The sequence below is a fragment of the Nesterenkonia massiliensis genome, from assembly GCF_000455245.1.
GTDB classification, from domain to species: Bacteria; Actinomycetota; Actinomycetes; order Actinomycetales; family Micrococcaceae; genus Nesterenkonia; species Nesterenkonia rhizosphaerae.
The window spans coordinates 65,397-84,224 of record NZ_HG005172.1; the positions used below are offsets into that span (position 1 = coordinate 65,397).

At 62.2% G+C, this 18,828-nt stretch carries 19 protein-coding genes and 1 pseudogene; 16 read left to right on the top strand and 4 right to left on the bottom strand.

The window, feature by feature from the left end; all coding sequences use genetic code 11:
* Positions 1 to 617 (top strand): annotated as a pseudogene (locus TX78_RS10975) (hypothetical protein); the annotation flags it as partial.
* A 17-nt stretch (positions 618 to 634) separates the two neighbouring features.
* Positions 635 to 1,948, top strand: a complete 1,314-nt coding sequence (locus TX78_RS10980) for a phosphotransferase (protein WP_147640481.1) — start codon at positions 635 to 637, stop codon at positions 1,946 to 1,948.
* On the opposite strand, the gene TX78_RS10985 is transcribed toward TX78_RS10980, so the two are convergent.
* On the bottom strand, positions 1,945 to 3,756 hold the full coding sequence (locus TX78_RS10985; RefSeq protein ID WP_044496231.1) for a hypothetical protein: 1,812 nt from the start codon (positions 3,754 to 3,756) through the stop codon (positions 1,945 to 1,947). The genes TX78_RS10980 and TX78_RS10985 overlap by 4 nt on opposite strands.
* Before the next feature lie 64 nt (positions 3,757 to 3,820).
* Between TX78_RS10985 and TX78_RS10990 the strand changes: the two genes are divergently transcribed.
* From TX78_RS10990 to TX78_RS12835, 7 genes are all read left to right on the top strand, one after another.
* Positions 3,821 to 4,921 (top strand): glycine betaine ABC transporter substrate-binding protein, encoded by a 1,101-nt coding sequence (locus TX78_RS10990; protein WP_044496232.1) that lies wholly within the window; start codon positions 3,821 to 3,823, stop codon positions 4,919 to 4,921.
* Between the two features lie 67 nt (positions 4,922 to 4,988).
* Positions 4,989 to 6,257 (top strand): pyridoxal phosphate-dependent aminotransferase, encoded by a 1,269-nt coding sequence (locus TX78_RS10995; protein WP_044496234.1) that lies wholly within the window; start codon positions 4,989 to 4,991, stop codon positions 6,255 to 6,257.
* Between the two features lie 24 nt (positions 6,258 to 6,281).
* Positions 6,282 to 7,535, top strand: coding sequence for a pyridoxal phosphate-dependent aminotransferase (locus tag TX78_RS11000; RefSeq protein WP_044496235.1), 1,254 nt, complete (start codon positions 6,282 to 6,284; stop codon positions 7,533 to 7,535).
* A complete protein-coding gene (locus TX78_RS12830) occupies positions 7,532 to 9,313 on the top strand; it encodes an OmpA family protein (protein WP_049897859.1) in 1,782 nt (593 codons plus the stop codon). Before TX78_RS11000 ends, TX78_RS12830 begins: the two co-directional genes overlap by 4 nt.
* 143 nt (positions 9,314 to 9,456) lie before the next feature.
* Positions 9,457 to 9,831, top strand: a complete 375-nt coding sequence (locus tag TX78_RS11010) for a hypothetical protein (protein WP_044496236.1) — start codon at positions 9,457 to 9,459, stop codon at positions 9,829 to 9,831.
* A complete protein-coding gene (locus tag TX78_RS11015) occupies positions 9,824 to 10,453 on the top strand; it encodes a prepilin peptidase (protein ID WP_049897862.1) in 630 nt (209 codons plus the stop codon). The genes TX78_RS11010 and TX78_RS11015 overlap by 8 nt, the downstream gene beginning before the upstream one ends.
* Positions 10,454 to 10,506: 53 nt before the next feature.
* Complete coding sequence (locus TX78_RS12835; protein ID WP_147640483.1) at positions 10,507 to 11,043, top strand: flagellar biosynthesis protein FlhF; 537 nt, start codon at positions 10,507 to 10,509, stop codon at positions 11,041 to 11,043.
* Between the two features lie 36 nt (positions 11,044 to 11,079).
* On the opposite strand, the gene TX78_RS11020 is transcribed toward TX78_RS12835, so the two are convergent.
* From TX78_RS11020 to TX78_RS11030, 3 genes are read right to left on the bottom strand one after another with little or no spacing between them, the layout of a single operon-like run.
* A complete protein-coding gene (locus TX78_RS11020; protein ID WP_044496237.1) occupies positions 11,080 to 11,607 on the bottom strand; it encodes a hypothetical protein in 528 nt (175 codons plus the stop codon).
* On the bottom strand, positions 11,604 to 12,830 hold the full coding sequence (locus TX78_RS11025; protein ID WP_044496239.1) for a hypothetical protein: 1,227 nt from the start codon (positions 12,828 to 12,830) through the stop codon (positions 11,604 to 11,606). Before TX78_RS11025 ends, TX78_RS11020 begins: the two co-directional genes overlap by 4 nt.
* The gene (locus TX78_RS11030; RefSeq protein WP_049897865.1) at positions 12,830 to 13,198 is read right to left on the bottom strand and encodes a DUF192 domain-containing protein; all 369 of its coding nucleotides are present in this window, start codon (positions 13,196 to 13,198) and stop codon (positions 12,830 to 12,832) included. The genes TX78_RS11025 and TX78_RS11030 overlap by 1 nt, the downstream gene beginning before the upstream one ends.
* Positions 13,199 to 13,459: 261 nt before the next feature.
* Here TX78_RS11030 and TX78_RS11035 point away from each other — a divergent pair, with 261 nt between their 5' ends.
* From TX78_RS11035 to TX78_RS11065, 7 genes are all read left to right on the top strand, one after another.
* Entirely contained in the window at positions 13,460 to 13,663 is a 204-nt protein-coding gene (locus tag TX78_RS11035) for a Flp family type IVb pilin (RefSeq protein ID WP_044496241.1), read from the top strand.
* A gap of 161 nt (positions 13,664 to 13,824) precedes the next feature.
* Positions 13,825 to 14,562 (top strand): HAD family hydrolase, encoded by a 738-nt coding sequence (locus TX78_RS11040; protein WP_044496242.1) that lies wholly within the window; start codon positions 13,825 to 13,827, stop codon positions 14,560 to 14,562.
* Entirely contained in the window at positions 14,559 to 15,155 is a 597-nt protein-coding gene (locus TX78_RS12840) for an OmpA family protein (protein WP_049897866.1), read from the top strand. Before TX78_RS11040 ends, TX78_RS12840 begins: the two co-directional genes overlap by 4 nt.
* Before the next feature lie 178 nt (positions 15,156 to 15,333).
* Positions 15,334 to 16,101, top strand: coding sequence for a hypothetical protein (locus tag TX78_RS11050; protein WP_147640484.1), 768 nt, complete (start codon positions 15,334 to 15,336; stop codon positions 16,099 to 16,101).
* Positions 16,098 to 16,919: a Flp pilus assembly protein CpaB gene (cpaB, locus tag TX78_RS11055; RefSeq protein WP_069956278.1), complete on the top strand. Its 822-nt coding sequence runs from the start codon at positions 16,098 to 16,100 to the stop codon at positions 16,917 to 16,919. Before TX78_RS11050 ends, cpaB begins: the two co-directional genes overlap by 4 nt.
* 1 nt (position 16,920) lies before the next feature.
* Complete coding sequence (locus tag TX78_RS11060) at positions 16,921 to 18,450, top strand: AAA family ATPase (RefSeq protein ID WP_044496244.1); 1,530 nt, start codon at positions 16,921 to 16,923, stop codon at positions 18,448 to 18,450.
* On the top strand, positions 18,447 to 18,827 hold the full coding sequence (locus tag TX78_RS11065; protein WP_044496245.1) for a TadE/TadG family type IV pilus assembly protein: 381 nt from the start codon (positions 18,447 to 18,449) through the stop codon (positions 18,825 to 18,827). The genes TX78_RS11060 and TX78_RS11065 overlap by 4 nt, the downstream gene beginning before the upstream one ends.
* Position 18,828 lies beyond the last annotated feature (1 nt).

An 18,828-nucleotide genomic window follows, 5' to 3' on the forward strand; every position in this document is an offset into this window, starting at 1 on the left:
CGTTCACGACACTGACCTGGGCTGCACCAGGAATCAGTGCAGCCGTCTTCGTGCTCGCTCTAGTGAGCCTGCAGGTCTCGGCTGTGCTGCGTCGTCGTCGTAGGCGCCGTGCCCGGCTGGAGGCGGCCATGCGTGAGGCAATGAACCCGGATGTGGAGACACTGCACCGCCGCTACACTGCAACGGCACAGGAACAGGACCGCGCGCGGCAGCAGGCCATATTTGATGCGCTGAGCGCTGACGAGCGCGGCGTCGGTGGTCCCGATTCTCTGGTGAAGCTGGACGAGGACGGTCTCCCGGATAACGCTGAGCGACTCTTCTCGGCAGAGGCTGTCCAGCGTCGCGCGGCGATCTTCGATCAAGCAGGACCGGTGGGCATGCAGTGGGAGCCCCGCGACGTGCCCCAACCGAAGTACCTGGCCGTGGAGAAGGCTCAGCGTCCGGAGCTGGCTCCGCAGAAAGCGCCGGAACAGCCTAAGCCCAAGCCCGAGACCAAACTCCGGCACCCGGCTGCCCCAGCAGCTTCCTCCGCTCAGGATTCTGAGGAGCCCGCTGAGGACAGCAGCGCCCAGGAGGCGATGGATCTGGACGCTGTTCTCAAGCGCAGGCGAGCTTGAGCAGGGTGCAGGCACCAGTGAATGACCTGCCGTCCACGCCCCGGGCGGCGCCTTCGGCCACTCGTGCCGAAGAGGAGAATAGGCAGCTGGCTTTCCTCGAGTCCTATGACGCGCATTCACCGATTTCCGCAGCCCTGCAGGAAAGCGGGGTTTACGCCACCAGTATTCACCTTGAATCTGTCCAGCACCGGCCAGGCGCTGGGGTCACCGGTATTTTCCGCGTGTCCACCGCGCGGCCAGTCCTAGCCGCCGGTCACTCCGGTGTGTATACAGAGACCTCTGATCATGTGGATGACCTTTATGTGGGGATGACCACCGAGAACATCCCCGCTGAGGCTGAGGGGGTGAATATCTCCCACTGCCCCTCCGGTCGACTGGCTATCTGGCAGCATCCGCTGGACCCCGCCTTGCCGGGGCTGCCGCTGGCCACGGGCCCGGCAACGGTGGCGCACACCTGGGGCAATGGGCGCAGGCTGACGGCGCTGGAGACTATCAGTTACCGGCCGCTGCGTCGCGCCGTGATCGCCGCTGATTTCTCGGATGGTTCCCGGGTGTATCTCAAAGTGCTGCGCGCCGGACGGGCCAAGGATCTTGATGCCCGGCACCGCATGCTGCTGGAGACCGGTATTCCTGCACCGGTTCCCGTGCGCGAACCAGTCAGTGACGTGGTGGCACTGGAACAGGGTGATGGGGTCTCACTGGCCGAGTATTTCCTTGCCGACGGCGCAGCGACGGTGAATCCGCGAGATTTCTTGAACCTTCTGGACCAGCTGCCAGCGGAAGTGATGACCCTTCCCGCCCGCGATGCCTGGACCGATCGGCTGCCGGCGTATGCCTCAGCGGCGATCTCTGCGCTGCCAGCGGCTGCCGATCGGATTCGCAGGCTGGAGGATCACATCCTCACTGGTTTGCCGCTGACCGACCGCGGACCTGTGGTGCCCACCCACGGTGACTTCTATGAAGCCAATGTGCTCATGAGTGATTCGCGAGTTTCCTGTCTGCTCGACGTCGACTCTTTAGGTCCCGGCCACCGCGTGGATGATCTGGCCTGCTTCCTGGGTCATCTTGCTGTGCTTCCTGCCGTGGACTCCCGCTACATTCACGCTCCTGCCGCATTTGACCGGTTCGCCCGGATTTTTGCCGCGGAAGTGGATTCGCAGGCGCTGAAGATACGAGCTGCATCGGTGGCGCTGTCTCTGGTGGCAGGTGCCCGTGACGCGCGCCGCATCGACTGGGAGGCCCAGGCTGAGCACCGGCTGCGCTGCGCAGAGGTCCTCGTCGGGCTCGCTCCCGAGGCAGGAGACCTGCCGAGCTGGCCAGCCGCGCTTTAACCCTCGAAGTCGCGCTGATCGGTGTTTTGCTGAGCGTCTGGCTGATCTCCCAGCGACGCATTGAGATGTTCCAGCTGACGCTGAATCTGCTCGGCAGCGACGAGCTTGCCAAGATCCCGTAGGGCTTCCAGCTGCCCAGACAGGGACGTAGCCAGCAGCGCATCAGAAATGTCCCGCTGCTCAGCGGCCAGTCGGAAGAGCGCCTCGGCCTCCTCAGCCTGTCCCATCTGCAGCAGCACTGTGGCAGCGAAGATCTCAGCGTCTGCGGCGGCTTCCTCGTCACCGGATTCGCTGAAAAGATCAGCTGCTTCCAGCGCGGCAGCCACTGCCTCGCGACCCCGTCCCAGGGCGGTGAGACTGCGCGCGCGGGTATCGGTGATGTCGGCACGCTGCCAATCCGTGCCATGCTCATCCACAATCCGCAGCGCCCGGTCCAAGTAGTCCAGTCCGGAGGGTTCATCGTGGCGGCAGAGCAGATGCCCCAGTGAGTGCAGAGCCTGCAGGAGCATCAGCGGATCCGTCTCACGGCCCTGGTCAGCCAGCTGAAGGCCACGCTCGTAGTGGTTGCGGGCTAGTTCTACGCGGTCCAAGGAGGCTGCCAGTGCACCGGCGGCCAGATGCGCACGTGCTGCCTCATCCACTTCATCTGCGGCGAGGAACTGGCCCGCCGCCTCAGCCCAGTGCTCCATCGCCTCAAGCGGGCGCTTCTGCTGGGTCACCGCGTGACCCAGCCCCATCAGCGCCCTGCCCCGAGTGGAATAATCGGCCTCGGAGCTGGCCAGGCGCACCGAGAGCGAATCCAGGACTTTCTCGGCTTCTGCATGTTCTTCCATCTCCAGCAACTGCTGACCCAGGGCCAGGGTGAGCATCCGGGACTCGGAGAACTCGCCGAGCTCTGCCTGCTGAACAGCCACCCGCCACGCCAGCACTGCGGTCTCGGGATGGTTCAGACTTGAGGCGAGTCCAGCCAGCAGCGCAGCCGCCGAGGCCGCTCCCTTGCGCACACCACAGGCTGCATAGAGTTCAGTGGAGAGCATGGCATCGGCCAAGGCATCTTCGGGTTGCTCGTCCTGGTGCCGGATAGTGGCCCGAAGCATGGCCATCGCCCCGCGCACTGCACGGTTGGCCGGAGATGCCAGTGCAAGTTCGGCGGTGGACAGCGCCTCGCGCGGACGCGAAGCCAACAGCTGAGCGTGGGCAAGGAACATCCGGGCACCGCCCAGGGCGTCCACGCGACCCAGCTCCGTGAGAATCTCACAGGCTTCTTCGATCAGCGGCAGCGCAGCTTCGGGGCCCTCATCGTTGAGCCTGCGCACTGCCAGGGAAGAGAGCACGTCAGCGCGGGCGATGGCGGGGCCGCCGGCGTCGTTGAGCTCTTCGGCGACCCGTGCCAGGATGTCGGCTTCCACTCGATCCGGCTCGCGCAGCAGCATCGGCCCGAGCTCTGCCTCCAGCTGTGCCTGCCGCTCTCGGCCCAGCTGACGAAGCAGGTCTACACGCTGCTGCAGGTAGGGGGCAGAAGCCGCCGAATCTCCGCGCATCTCGTGGACACCGGAGAGAACTCGCAGCAGCATCAGTCGGTTCTCCGGGTCGGCGGAGCCCGGGGCCTTAAGGCCCCGTTCAGCGGCCTCTGCCGCAGCGGTATAACGCTCCCCGTAGGCAGCCTCGTAGGCCAGGTCCAGCCAGCCACGTGCAGTCTGGGCCTGCTCACTCCCGGTGCCGCTGAGACGCAGGATCGCCTCCAAGCGCCTGTTCAAGGCTGTGGAGCCGGGAATCTCCAGGTTAAGGTCAGCAGCTTCACCGCTCATCTGTACAAGGGTAGCCCCGCAGGCGGTGAGGATTCACACTGTGAGCCCCTCTAGAATTGCCTGCATGACTTCGGCGCCCGGATCCCGCACTGCTTCAGCCCCTGCAGCTACGATCCGCACCACCACGCTCTGGGCACCCTTGGCGCTGATCGGTTTGGTGCTCTCGGGCTGCTCGGAGCCGCCGCCACCGGCGGAGGAACCCACCGGCGTTGCCCTGGAACGCGCCTGGCGAATTGCGGTGGGCGAAGACCCGCTTGATCAGACCCTGGCACAGATCTACGCGATGGCGCTGAACTCCCGAGAGTCTCCTACTGTGGTGGTCCAGCATGAAGGACCCGCCGAGGAACTTGCCGCAGCATTGGCCGCTGAGCCCTTGGCCGCGCCCGGGGCAGATGTGGAGGAGGCCGGATCCGACGGCGCGGGGTCAGAAGAGGACCAGCGCTACGAAATCGTGCTGGCCCGCACGATGCCGCTGGCGGAGTCGCTGGACCCCGAAGGCTACGCGGAGCTGACTGCACCTGATGAGAACCAGAGCATCGGACCCGCGGCGGCCCCGGATGATCTGACCGATTTGATCAGGGAGGAGCTCGAGGCTGAGGAATATACCGGCGCTGAGCTCTTCGACCCCACGTCAGCGGTACTCTCCCAGGCGCTGATCATCACCTCCAGCACAGCTGCCCAGGCAGAGATCTCGGATGAGGCAGAACCCGGTATTCAAGAACTGGGGGAGCTCTGCGAGGAGCTGCGGATCGGTGTGCGGGAAGACCTGCCGAATCCGGTGCCGCTGCTGGAGGAAATGTATGAGTGCTCCCCGGCTGAACTGACGTATGGCAGTGAGGATGACTTGCTGCAGCGGCTGATCACCGCGGAGCTCGACGGCGTCGTCGTCACTTCGTCTCACCCCTGGGTGGGCGATCACGCCCTGGTAGTTCTGTCCGACGAGGCCAGGGCATTCCCCCAGGACCAGTACGCGCCCTTGGTCTCCTCCCGGATCGCCGAGGAGGTGCCAGAGGTGGTCCAGGAGATCTCACAGCGGCTCACCGACGAAGCGCTGCTGTCCTTGCGCCGACTGATCGAGGGCGAGCAGGGGCTCAGCCCGGAGGAAGCAGCCGAGTATTGGATGGTGGAAGAACAGCTGATCGCCGAGCCGGAGGACTGGGGATAGCGCTTCTCGAGGCGAACACGCCCCGGTAGGCTTTCGGATTGTTGACAATATAAGGCAGAATCTGTTCATGGAGCAGTTTCAGGATCTGACGCAGCAGTCCGAGTTCAAGCAGGCGCAGAAGCTGCGCAACGTCCGCTATGACGTGCGGGGACCGATCGCGGAGGAAGCAGCCCGCCTGGAGCATGCCGGGCACCGGATCACCAAGCTGAACATCGGCAATATGGCGCCCTTCGGCTTTGAGGCCCCGGATTCAATCCTGGTGGACATGATCAAGAACTTGCCCACCGCGCAGGGCTACTCCGACTCCCAGGGCATCTACTCCGCACGCACTGCCGTCGCGCAGTATTACCAGTCTCGCGGAATGCGCGACGCCGAGGTTGAAGATGTGATCCTGGGAAATGGGGTCTCCGAACTGATCACCATGGTCCTGCAGGCCATGCTCAACCCCGGTGACGAGGTGCTGATCCCGGCCCCTGACTATCCGCTCTGGACTGGAGTCACCACGCTGGCCGGCGGTCGGGCCGTGCACTTTATCTGCGATGAGAACAACCGCTGGTGGCCGGATCCAGAAGAAATTGAATCCAAAGTCACCCCGGCCACCAAAGCCCTGGTGCTGATCAACCCGAATAACCCCACCGGCGCGGTCTATCCCCGGGAGATCCTCGAGGCGATGGTGGACATCTGTCGACGCCATAATCTGATCCTGCTCGCTGATGAGATCTACGAGAAGATCACCTACGACGACGCCGAGGCCATCAATGCCTGCACAGTGGTCCGGGACACCGGCGACGACGTCTTCACCATCACCTTCTCCGGGCTGTCCAAGACCTGGCGGGTGGCCGGCTTCCGCTCAGGCTGGATTCTGATCTCGGGCCCCAAGTACCGGGCGAAGAACTACCTGGAAGGGCTGACGCTGATGTCGAATCTGCGGATGTGCCCGAATGTGCCCGCTCAGCATGCCATTCAGACCGCGTTGGGCGGATATCAGTCCATTGACGAGTTCATCTACCCCGGAGGCCGACTCTACGAGCAGCGTAATGCCGCCTATAAGCTGCTCTCCGATATTGAAGGTGTGAAGGTGGAGCAGATGGACGGGGCCATGTACCTGTTTCCCCGCCTGGACCCCAAGATCTACCCCATTGACAATGACGAGGCCTTTGTCATTGAGCTGCTGCGGCAGCAGAAGATTCTGGTCTCTCACGGGCGGGCCTTCAACTGGATCGATGATCAGCATTTCCGTCTGGTGACGCTGCCCGCAGTCGAAGAACTCGAAGAGGCGGTGGCAGGCATCGCTGACTTCCTGGCTGACTATAGGGACGCCTTCGCGCGAGCATGAGCTGCTGTGGTGCATGATAGGGGAATGCAGGAATTCGAGGAGTTCACCCAGTCGCCCAAGCTGCAGAACGTGCGCTATGACGTGCGCGGTCCGATCGCTCAGGAAGCGGCGCGGCTGGAACGAGCGGGCCACCGAATCACCCGGTTGAACATCGGCAATCCCGCACCATTCGGCTTCGAAGCACCGGATTCGATCCTGCAGACCATGATCAAAGAACTGCCCACCGCGCAGGGGTATTCCGACTCCCAGGGCATCTACTCGGCACGCGTCGCCGTCGCCCAGTACTACCAGACGCGTGGCATGACCGAGGCTGACCCGGATGACATCTACTTGGGCAATGGAGTCTCGGAACTGATCTCCATGGTGCTGCAGGCACTGCTGGGCAGCGGGGATGAGGTTCTGATCCCCGCACCGGACTATCCGCTGTGGACAGGAGCCACCACGCTGGCTGGTGGCAAGGCTGTCCATTACATCTGCAATGAGGACAACCACTGGTGGCCGGATCCGGAGGAGATCGAATCCAGGATCACCGACCGGACCAAAGCCCTGGTGCTGATCAATCCGAATAACCCCACCGGCGCGGTCTATCCGCAGGAGATCCTCGAGGCGATGGTGGACATCTGCCGGCGGCATGACCTGATGCTGCTGGCAGATGAGATCTACGAGAACATCACCTACGACGGTGTGGAAGCCATCAACGCCTGCACCGTTGCCCGGGACATGGGCGACGACGTGTTCACCATCACCTTCTCCGGGTTGTCCAAGACCTGGCGGGTGGCCGGCTTCCGCTCCGGGTGGATCTACGTCTCCGGGCCGAAGCACCGGGCGAAGAACTACCTCGAGGGCCTGACCCTGCTGATGAATATGCGCATGTGCGCCAATGTTCCGGCTCAGCACGCCATTCAGGCGGCGCTGGGAGGTCATCAGTCGATCAAGGATCTGATCCTGCCGGCGGGCCGGCTCTATGAACAGCGCAATAAAGCGTTTGAGATGCTCAGCCAGATCGAAGGTGTACAGGTGGAGAACGCCGACGGCGCCCTGTACCTCTTCCCCCGACTGGACCCTGAGATTTATCCGATCACCGACGATGAGACTTTTGTGATCGAGCTGCTGCGGCAGCAGAAGATTCTGGTCTCGCACGGCCGGGCCTTCAACTGGATCGATGATCAGCATTTCCGCCTGGTGACGCTACCGGCGGTGGAGGATTTGGAACATGCCATCGGCGGTATCGCTGCGTTCCTGGCTGATTACCGACATCAGGCTTCCCGGGCGGCATGAAAGCACGGGCCGGTCGCGCTGCGGTCTGGATGATCGGGGTCCTAGCCTTGGTCTCCTGTGGAGCACCGGGGGAGTCGGTCGATAGTTCACCGAGCGAATCGGCATCGCCCAGCAGTGCTGCCAGTGCCGACGGTTTCTGGCGTGATGAGGCCCTACCCGAGGCCATTGCCGAGACGGTGCTCCAGCTCCCGGCACCTGAGGACAGCTCCCAGCTTGCTACTGCCAAGCTAGAAGTTCTTTCTTTAGACAGCGACGGCGAGTATGCGCGCCTTGTGGCAGCCTGGCTTCCTTCGCAACGGGACACTGCACTGGGTTCCACCGCCCTGAGTTCGCATAAGCACCGCTATGAGGCCACTCCCTTCATCAGACTCGCCGACCGTGAGACCGGGGAACTCATCGAGCCGCTTCGCGGGGAATCAAACGTCTTCGATTACCACGCACCGCCGCAGATCGAGCCGGAGGATGAGCCGGACGCGCCATCGGACGCCGCCGGAGCCAGCGGCCAGGAGACCGTTGTCCCGGGACGCGGCACATGCATCTGCTCCATGCTCTCTGGTGCCGCCGAGGGACAGCCCGACCGCACTGAGCTGATCTTTGTGGACTTCCCGCTGCCCGAGGCGGACGTCGTCGATATTGTCCTTGGAGAGTGGGCCGAGCCTGTCCCAGAGGTACCCATCACCCAGAACGAGCCTTTTATCCGACCCGACCCGGCGTCGTCGTGGTTCTTCACCCATACCTCCGGTGAAGACCCCCCGGAGCGGTACGGTGCCGGGGCGCGCTATGCGGTGCGCTATCCACTGGCAGCTCGGACCGAGACGCTCAGCGGAGTGACCACCACCATCGAAGAGCAGACCCAAGAAGTCTCACTGCCGGCAGATGTGCTCTTCGAGTTCGGCTCCGCAGAGCTGAACCCGGAGGCAACCAGCATCATCGAATCGGCTGCTGAGAAGCTCAACGAGGAGGCTGCCGGTTCGAGTGTCACCGTGGAGGGGCACACTGACAACGTGGGATCGGCCGAGCTTAACCAGGAACTCTCTCAGGACCGAGCCGAGGCTGTGTTGGAGGTCATCGAGGACATGGTGGATGACTCCATCACGTTGGAGACCATCGGCTATGGCTTCACCCGACCACAGGTGCCCAATCTTGATGCCGATGGAGAACCAATCCCGGAGAACCAGGCGCGCAACAGGCGCGTCAGTTTCCGCTATCCGGTGGTTGTCCAGGAAGCAGCGGTGGAGATCGACTTGGGCCAGGCCGGTGTGCAGGACCTACCGGAGGCTGAAGCAGCACCGGCGGGACCGGATGCCCTGGCGTCGTTCATCATCGAAGCCCCTCCAGGAGACACTTCCGGGACAGATATTCGCTTCGACGTCCGTGGCGCACAGCGCGAGGGCAACCTGGTAACTATGCGCTTTGGGCTGGCCTCAGCGAAGGGGATCCAACACCGGGGCACGGTGTTCACCGGCAACCCCGAACGGGGCGGCGCCCAGCACTTCGGGGATAACCCGCAAGGCGATGGAAACTCCCCGGGCCTGGCAAATATGAGTCTGATCGATGCAACCACTGATCGGCGGTACTTTCCGCTGGGCTCGGGGGACATGGGATGCCTGTGCACCGAAGTCGCAGGCACCGTCGAGACGCTGCCGGTGCAGCCCAGCCCCATGTATGCCCAGTTCCATCTGCCGCAGGAGCTCCAGGGGCCGGTCATCGTGCACCTTCCCGATGCGGGACAGTTCCAGCTTCCGCAGGACGTCCTGGACCAGCTGCTCAGTGATTAACGGTGCGGTCCCGACCGTAGGGCCCCTGGGCCCAAAATTGCGGTTGGGTACAGCTATAGGCCCGAACTCTCAATAATTCTCAGACGTTCAGGTTTACCGTGGTGAGGACACTGGGAGGACGACAGAAGAGAGCCGGAAACCTCATGGACGTGATCCGCAGTTGGGCGTTGTCCATGGTGGTGTTCGCCATTCTGTACTTCCTGATCGATCTGGTGATTACTTCCCCCGCTAGGTATATCTACCTGCTGTGCCCCTTGCTCGGGGCAATAGCGGCCAGTGTTTTCCACGCCGAGTATGGCCGCGGGGGATGGATCCGACACCTGACCGCAGTAGTCCCTGTGCCGGCACTGCTCACCAGTGCTCTGGTAATTCTGAGCCGGGGACTGCCTGAGAACTCAATGAATCTTGGGCCCTACGGTTATGCCCTTGGCGCAGGTGCGGTGACAGCCGCGGTGGGTCTGGGTGTGGTGATGCTTATTCGGCTGTTGATGACGACCAGAGAATCCGCTGATGTCTGAACAGCAGTCCGCACCGCCTGTACAGGCCGAGGCGCCAAATCAGGAGCGCTCTTCTAGCCGACTGCTGGCTGATGGTCCAGCGGGCCCGCGATTCTGGGTGCCCACGGTGGCTATCTCAGTGGTACTGACAGCAGCGGCCTTAGCGTTGAGCCGCGAATCCTGGCCGGCTACCGCAGCTTTGGGTCTGTTTGCCGCTTCTTCAGGCCTTCTCGGAGCGATCGATATCCGCGAGCACAGGCTGCCTGATGTCATCACCAAGCCGCTGGCGCTGGCCTGTGCGGTCCTCTTGACAGTTGCAGCATGGATGACGGGGGACTGGGGGAGGCTGGGCGTGGCTGGAGCCTGCGCAGCCGCCGCTACTGCCGTCTTCTTTATCCTCTTTGTCCTGGGACAAGGGCAGCTGGGCTTCGGAGATGTCAAGCTGATGCTATCGCTAGGACTGGTGCTGGGGTGGCAGGGGCCCACGGTGCTGATCATCAGCATCACCCTAGGGCTGATCCTTGCGCTGGTCTCGGGGGTCGTCATGATCGTGCTGGGTAAACTGGCCGGACTCAGAGCTCATCTGGCGCTGGGTCCTTATCTGCTCATCGGCGCACTGCTCTTGGCGATACTCACTTATTGATGCTTGTACCTCCCGACGATGTTGTCGGCGGGTTGCCGGTTAGGATGCAGAATATGAGGCGCAGATCGTTGCTGGGTGGAACTCGGCGGCAACAGCAGCTCCAAGAGCAGCTCCAGCAGCAGCAGGAGATCGACCACAAGTGGGCGGAACCGCAGGTCAGCACCGCGCCCGCCGAGACTTCTGAGCCAGCTGAGAAGGCACCTTCTGCGGCGTCTCCAAGTGGCGAGGACTTAGTCGATATCCCGCAGTGGCTGCCTCAAATCTCTGAGGAACCCAGGCAGGCGCAGTACCCAGCACTGCCGGTGAGCCTGTCTGATACTCCCTTGCCCCGCCCCAGCCCCAGCGAGCAGCCCGAGCCTGGAGAGCAGCCGGCGCAGCGGCGCAGGGACATCAGACGCGCTCGCGCACCGAAGGGGCGCAGCGATCAGAATCCTCAACCCAGAGCTGAGCCGGTCGAGGTATCGCTGGATGAGCAGATGCAGCAGCTGGGCGCTGATCAGCACAAGGCGCGTCAGCTGGCCAGGGCCGGACGTTTCCTGCTGGTGCTGGTGCTGACGGTGAGTGTGCTCATCGCGTTCATCGGCAATTGACTCGGCAGGTAGAGCCCGGCCGCGAACAGGGCGCCCCTAAATGCTCTGCCGGTGACGGCGTCGGTTCTCTTCGAAGGCCTCCTGGATCTGCTGCACCACGGGGAGGTTCTCCGCGGAGAGCAACCGAGACGTCTTCCGGCGCTTGGGCGGCACGGCGGCAGTCAGCGCGCCGCCGGTAATCGCAGCTAACATGAGCGTGATGTCGATGATCAGGGCAAACAGTGCTGCGACTCCGGACTGCTGGAGCACGCCGCCGGAGACCATGCCCATCAGGTTCAAGGGCACAAATACCAGAGAGTAGCCGGTCAGCCCGCTGAACAGACAGGTGAGCATGATCATTCCGAGGCTCGCGCCAGCCTGCCACAGCGGCCGGGCCTGCCAGCGTGCGACGCCGGCTCGGGTCAGCACCGCCAGCACGGTGAGCACAATCACGACAACGGATTGACCGGTCAACCACGCTATCGGCGGCCCCAGCACTACCGCCACGGCCAGCAGTGTGGTGCTCAGCACCAGATGAAGCAAGATGCCGCGGCTCAGTGCTGGGACGTGCACTGTGAATGTCATGAGCTGTCCCCTTCCGAGTCAGGTTCGACCTCGCATGTGAGCAGAGGCTCAAATCTGCTTGAGGCGATGCTCAGGTCAGCGGTGCGGGCATCAACTAACCGAGTGCTTGGGCCCTGGACTGGAGCGTCTCGAAGCACTAATCCCTGTGCCGTTTCGCTGAGCAAATCGTGCGTGACGTCTCCAGAGCCGATGATCCGGTGACCGGTCTCCACCAGCACCGCATCGGTTCGGATCCGATCGGCAATGCCGGTATAGAGTTCGCGCCGTTCACCGTGGGAGAGCCGGTCTTCGGCGGTGAGAAGGGGCGCTGCGGCACCGCCGACGCTCTCCATGGCGAAGATCTCCCGGTAAAGCGCCTCGTTTGCCGTTCGGGTCAGATCCAGTGCATAGCTGCGCAGGATGGACGGAGTTTCCGGGCTGGTCTGCGGATTCGGCGCCTCCTCGGGCCGCGCTACAGCAGTGATGTACTCATGCGAGGACCGCAGCTGGTCAAGGGACCAATCTGCCACCGCGGGGCCCTCGAATTTCAGTCGCCGGGGAGCCAAATCAGCCCCGAGTTCTACGGTATAGCTGAAGAACCCCCACATTCCCAGTTCGTCCATCAGGCCACGCAGCTCCGGGGTGGCGGAACCGTCGGGGATGATCACCGATAGCTTAGTCACTGCCCCCTGGTCGTCGGTATGCACGGCTCCAGCGGACCCCTCACCGGCTGGATCTGTGATGTTTCGGACGGTGCTTTCGGGGGTGATAGCAGCTTGGTGGTCTAGCTGTAAGAGTTGCAGCATCTGTAGGTAGCCGTCGCGGACAGGTTGACCTGTGGGGCCTGCGGCAGCATTGGCCACGTCGCCCAGGGCAGACGAATGGTCAAGGACCCAACGCTGAGCATTTTCCCAGCGTTGAAAGGTGTACACCTCCGCGACGTCGGGCTCGGTGGTGACCACCACTGATGCGGAGTCGTCCCCGTACTGGACCAAACGAGCAGTTTCTGCAGGCTGCTGTTGGGCGAAAGCAAAGGACGCGCGGGCCACTGCTCGGTCGCGTCCGTGGTACTGACACACCGGAGGAGACTGTGGGAATGCCCCGCACTCCCCGGTATCGGTGCAGACAGCGAGAGTCAGGCGGTGGGAGACGTCTCGGCCGACCACCAGTACGAGAGAAGTCAGCACCACCACGATGATCAGCAGTGCGCTGGTCAACGAGGGCAATTGGCGGGGGAGCTTCATCAGATGGAGAACCTCAGTGTGCTGCCGCGGGTGACACCTAAGCGCTCGAGTTCACCCACGGGCAGCTCCCAGACAGCGATAGCCCCTCGTCGGGGGGCGTGGACACGCCAAGGCTTGAGCACTGCGGTGTCAATCACTGAGCCAGAGTTGTCGATATAGGCAACATCCAGAGTCCTTCGCATACCGAATCCATGCACTGAGTTGCAGGGCCGCAATAAGACGATGTCCCCTCCGAAGAGCAGGCCAGTAAGACGCCGGAGAAAAGTCCCAGCCTGTGGCACGGCGTAAGTCCTGGTCTCATCAACGGCGATGTGAATGGTCTTGGCGCGTGCCGAGAGTTCCTTCAGTTGTGCGGAGTAGCTGGCCATCGGTGGGCGTCCCCTGTTCGGACCGTACTGATGCTTTGTTCAGTTTGCCACGGCTGTGCGCGCCCCGGGTAATTGCGACCCCAACCGTGCGGGCCCCTGGTCTCAACTGACAGGTTGGGCCCATCACTGGGACCGCATGCCCTAGGTGGGCGGCACCGGGTTTGGCAAAGTAGTCATCGCAGGGGGCCGGAGAGAAACGAATTCCAAGGCTTCGAACCGAAGAAGCAGCGTAGAGCTGACATGGGAAAGGAATTACCCGAGATGACTAACTACTACCTGAACCTGATGAACCTGATCTCCCAGCGCCGTGAGTCCGGCCAGGGCACCATCGAATACGTCGGCATCGCTGTGGTGATCGGCCTGATGGTTGTGGTCCTGCTTGGTGCTGCCTCGGGTTGGGGCAGCGAGCTCAGCGGTCAGGTGAGCGACCTGATCACCAACATCACCGAGCGTGGCAGCTGGTGACCTCTGACGCAATGGCATAGCGCTTTGTGGGCGGCGTCTCATCCCTGGAATCAGTGGATGAGACGCCGCCTTCGGGCGTAGTAGGCCCCTTCGCGCCATAGTGTAATCTCTGGCGCGGGGGGCGTCTCTGCAGTAACTGGAGTTCAGAAAGGGAACGGAAGATGACGCGGTTCGCACGAAATTCTGCCTGTTTGGCGGTAGCTGGGGTGCTCGTATTGAGTGCCTGCGCCCCGGAGGGTACAGCCGAGGAAGAGTCAGGAGCAGAAACTGCAGAGTCTTCACCAGAGACCGAGGTTGCACCTGAGCCGGCCGAGGGCGATCAATCCTCTGAAACTGCGACGGTTCCTTCCGAGGGTACTGACTCTGACGAGGACGACGGGGATGCCGAAGGCCTTGAGAGCGATGACTCGATTGAGGAAGTGCGACTGGACTTCATTGAAGAGCTTGAGCTCGGCGAACCCGACTCCACTCTGACGTACCCCACCCCGGGTGCGCCCGGTGGCGAGATCACCCTGGACGTCTACCCGGTGGAGGTGCAGGACAAAGTGATGCGGTTAGCCCTGGTGTTCTACCCGGAGTATGACGGTGAGACTCTGGATTACTACGAGCTGCACAACCTTGAGACCAGTGGGCAGGACTGGCGTAACCGGGAATTGGCTCCTCAGCTGATCGACCGACAGCATTACGTCAAGTACGAGGTGATCCGTCCTCACCGCAGCCTAGGCCTCGAGGGTCATGTTCAGTGGGCTCGTGAAGTTGAGGGTGCCGAGATGACCTCCGGCGAGCCTTTCGTCTGGTGGGGCTTCCTGCCTGCACCGGAGGATGAGATCGACGTGATCGACGTTGAGTTGCCACAGCTGGATCTGCCCCCCTTTGAGGATGTGGAGGTCATCCGATGACCCGGTCCTTGGTGCGTTCAGGCTTATCCGGTCTCCTGGTCCTGGGGTTCTCGGTTACCGCAGTCTCTACCGCTTCCGCTGTTGAGCAGGGACCGGCTGTGGGGGACAATGAGATCCCCGATCAGTTGAGTGCTGAGTGGGAGTCCAGCCTCTCAGAAGACCTGTTGCGAATGTGGACTACCCATCACGATCCGCAGATGTGGATCACCCACCTCGGGGGCGAAGAATGGGACGCCGAAGAAGGCATCACGTTAGAGACGGATATTCTCTTCAGCCCGAATAAATGGGACCTTCCGGAGAACGCCGGGGAGACGATCGCTGCACTGGTGGAGGAGATTCCAGAGGGCGCTTCGATTGCGGTTCACGGTCATACCGACTCCAACCCGGTGAATCAGGACCTGTTCGACTTCGATAACCAGGAGCTCTCGGAGAACCGCGCCCAGGCGGTAGCAGATGCTCTGGCGAAGGAGCGCCCTGATCTGCAGATGACGGTCGAAGGGTTTGGTGAAACCGAGCCGGCTGTGGCAGAAGACCCGGAGGATTCATCCACCTACGCAGCAAACCGTCGGGTGGAGATCCGCCCGGGCGACTGAGCTCGATCTGGGTCCTAGAGCCCATCTGTAGGCCTTACTATGCGGCGGGTATTGAGACCATCGGCCCATAGTGCGGCTTTGCCTTGATGGAATTCTGACGATAAGAGCGCCACCTGACCAAAGAAGACAGGAACTGCTGGCCGGCATGCGAACGGACGTTGTGCAGAAAATAGGATCCGTGGAGATTGTTCCACGCGACCTCGATGAGGCTATTACGCTGATCAATCAAGATCAGGGGTCCTGGACAATCCTCATCAGCCCGCATCGCACCCATAACGAGTACCGCCACTTGGTTTACCGGGCCAGGGCCGCCCAGGAAGAAACGCTTGTAGCCTTCCACGTGACGAGACTGTCACCACTGGGTACGGCAGTTCTTGCGGAGATGGGCCAGACTCTGGTCAAGGCGTTGCCGCCGCACCAGATTCTGCCCGCCTTAGCGGCCTTGGAATCGCAGATCCGCTGTCTCACTGTGACTCCGTCAGTGATTGATATGTCCGAGCCGAAGATCCCCTTATTGCTGCATGCGCGCAGTTGGATCCCCGGCGGTACATATATCGCTGAGCGCGGCCACCACGCACGGGCCTTCTCCGCGAGGCGACCAGAGCGCGCTCTGGAGACGTTCGACTCTGCTGATGAGGGATATATCGCGGTGGTGGCGGAGTCTGCGGCCGAAGGCAAACGCGGCCAGCGCATGCAGCACGCTATGGAGTTGCTCCTGGAGCATCTGGACTCCCCAAACGTAGTGCAGCGCCCGAATCCAGACGCGCAGTGGTGGGGGTCCAAGCATGCGGCGCAGATCGTCCTTGCCCCTAGCAAGCTTGGACGGGCCGCCCGTGAAGCTGCTACCACCGATATCAGCGCTGACGATATGCAGGCTCGGACCCTCTGCGCCGGCGGCGCACTGCCCTCCATTAGCGGAGCGAACCAGGACAAGGAGAATCAGTGAACCCCAAACAGCTGCGCGGCCTGGTGACGCTCATTATCGCCGGAGTCGGCGCCGTCGCCGTTTTCCTTGCGGTGACTTCCTATGTCAGCGAGGTTCAGGCGGAGGTAGGGCCCACCACTGAGGTGTACGTCGCTACTGAAGAGATCGGAATCTACCAGCCGATCGGCTTCGAAGCGGTGGAGACCCAGGAGGTCCCCAATAAGTACCTCAACGATCAGATGATCACCTCTCAAGAGCAGCTTGCGGGAATGAAGGCAACCTCCACCATCAGGGAGGGTTCTTACCTGCAGGAGGACATGATCGAGCCGTCGTCGTCTCTGGGTGACGGCGAGCGAGAGATCTCCATTAATTTCACGGGCGACCAGGGTATTCACGGCCGTGTTCAGCCCGGAGACCGGGTGGACGTCATTGCGTCATTCGCCCGTGACCAGGGCGGACCCGGTGCCGGAGATATCTCCTACCGGCGAGCTCAGATTCCCTATAACGTCTCGGGTGTGCTTGTCCAGAACGCGTTGGTGGTCTCAGTGGGCCAGCCGGTGGATGCCGGTGCTGCTGCGGGCGCAGCCGCTGAAGGTGGGGCGGACCCTGGCATGGTGGTGCCGGTGACGTTCGCTGTGTCTGTGGGGCAGGCGACTCAGTTGGCCTACGGGGAGTCCTTCGCCGTCTCCATGCGCATTATTCGTTCTGGAAACAATGAGACCGGCACTGCTTTTGACGTGGAGGATCAGTCCTTCCAAGATCCGGATCTTGGCCCGAACTTCCGGTCAGAGCTGGAGAATGAGGACGGCGAGGAAGACTCCGAGGGGGATGAGGACTGAGATGGCGAAAGCGATTCTGTGCTGCGGTGACGAAAGCCGCGGGTATGAGATCCGGCAGGCCCTGACTGACGCCGGGGCCGAGGTCACGCGTCAGTACGGTTCGACCCAGACCCTGCTGACCGCGATGGCACAGTACGGGGACACTGAAGTGGATCTGCTCGTCGTCGATGAGACGTCCACGCCCATGCCGATGTGGGAACTCTCTGCCGAGATTTCTGGCCGGTACCCCTCGGTGGCGGTGCTCACCGTGGTCACTGAGCCTACCAGCCAGGACTATGCCACAGCCCTTGACTCAGGGTCTCGAGGCGTGATCAGCTATCCGCTCAACTTTGAGAACTTGGCCGCTAGGATCCAGTCAGCAGCAGCCTGGAGCACGTCGCTGCGTCTGGCGGTCAACCGGGAACAGAGCGAAGAGCAGCAATTCGGCGGTGGCAAGATGATCGCCGTTGCAAGCTCCAAAGGTGGTGCCGGAGCATCCACTCTGGCCCTGCATCTTGCCCTAGAAGCCGCTCAGTCCTCAGGTCGAAAAGTCGTCCTTCTGGACCTTGATCTGCAAAAGCCTGATCAGTCTATTCTCCTCGACATCCCTAAACAGCGGGATATCACCGACCTTCTGCCGGTCATCGACGAGCTCTCGCCACGGTTCGTCAGAGACGTCCTCTTTGAACATCCCAGCGGTCTCTCGGTGCTCTTGGGTCCTAAAGAAGGGGAGCAGGGCGAGCTCATCACCGAGCAGGCGGCCAAGAAGATCCTTGGCATTCTCCGCTCCCGCTTCGACATTGTGATTGTGGATGTGGGCTCGTATATGGGCGAAGCCAATGCGACAGCGGTAGAGATGGCGGACGAAGTCGCTGTGGTGACCCAGTCTGATGTGCTCAGCCTGCGCGGAGTGCGTCGCCTGGTGGGACTCTGGGAGAGGATCGGCGCCAGACGGTCAGAAGACCTCAAAATCGTGCTGAACTCTGTCCATAAGACCAACGACATCCAGCCGGAGTCTGCTCGGAAGATTGTGGCACTGCCTACCTATAAGACGGTCGTGCCACGAATGACGCGGGCGTTGGAGCAGTCGGTCAATCGACGAGAACCAGCAGCCGCCGGTAATGACTGGAGCCAGAAGGTCCAGGAACTTGGTCGCGAGATGCAGGTAGTTCCTCCCGTGACTCTGGCCAAAGCCAAGGAGACCAAGACCAGAAGAACTCGGAAGAAAGAAGACGGCCAGAGCTCTATAGAGTTTGTCGGCGTCTTCTTGTGCTTCATTGTTCTCGCTGTGCTGGTGCTGCAACTGGTGCTGGTGGGAGTCACCTGGATGTTCGCCTCTCATACTGCATCAGAGGCGGCGCGTGCGGCAGCGGTCGGGCACTCCATTGTTGAGACCGCGGAGGACGTGACGCCACGGGCATGGCAGAACGGCATGCAAATCAACGAGAACAATGGACGTGTCAATGTCAGCATGCGCCCGCCGATGCTTGTGCCCATGACTGATGTCCTGCGACTGTCCATTGACGCATCAGCAGGGGTGGTACGGGAATGATCCCGGAACTGAAGCAGGGCCGGAAGCGGCGGGGCGAGCGCGGAGCCATGACCATCGAATTCGTCGGAACAATTTTCATCGTGCTCATGATGCTGATGATCGCGTGGCAGGCGTTCCTGGGCATGCACGCTCTCACACAGGCCAACAGCGCCGCTCGCGATGCCGCTCGGGCAGTGACCCTTGGCGACGACGGGCGCACTGCGGGCAAGCAGGCCCTGAGCCGGTCTCTGCAATCAGGGTCGGAAGTGACCTGTTCCCAGATTGCGGGCGGTGTGACGTGCCGGGCGCAGGTCAAGATCCCCAGCATCCTTGGTGACCGTTTCAGCAGTATGCCAAGCATCACCCGTAGCGCAACGATGCCGCGGAGCGGAGACTGAT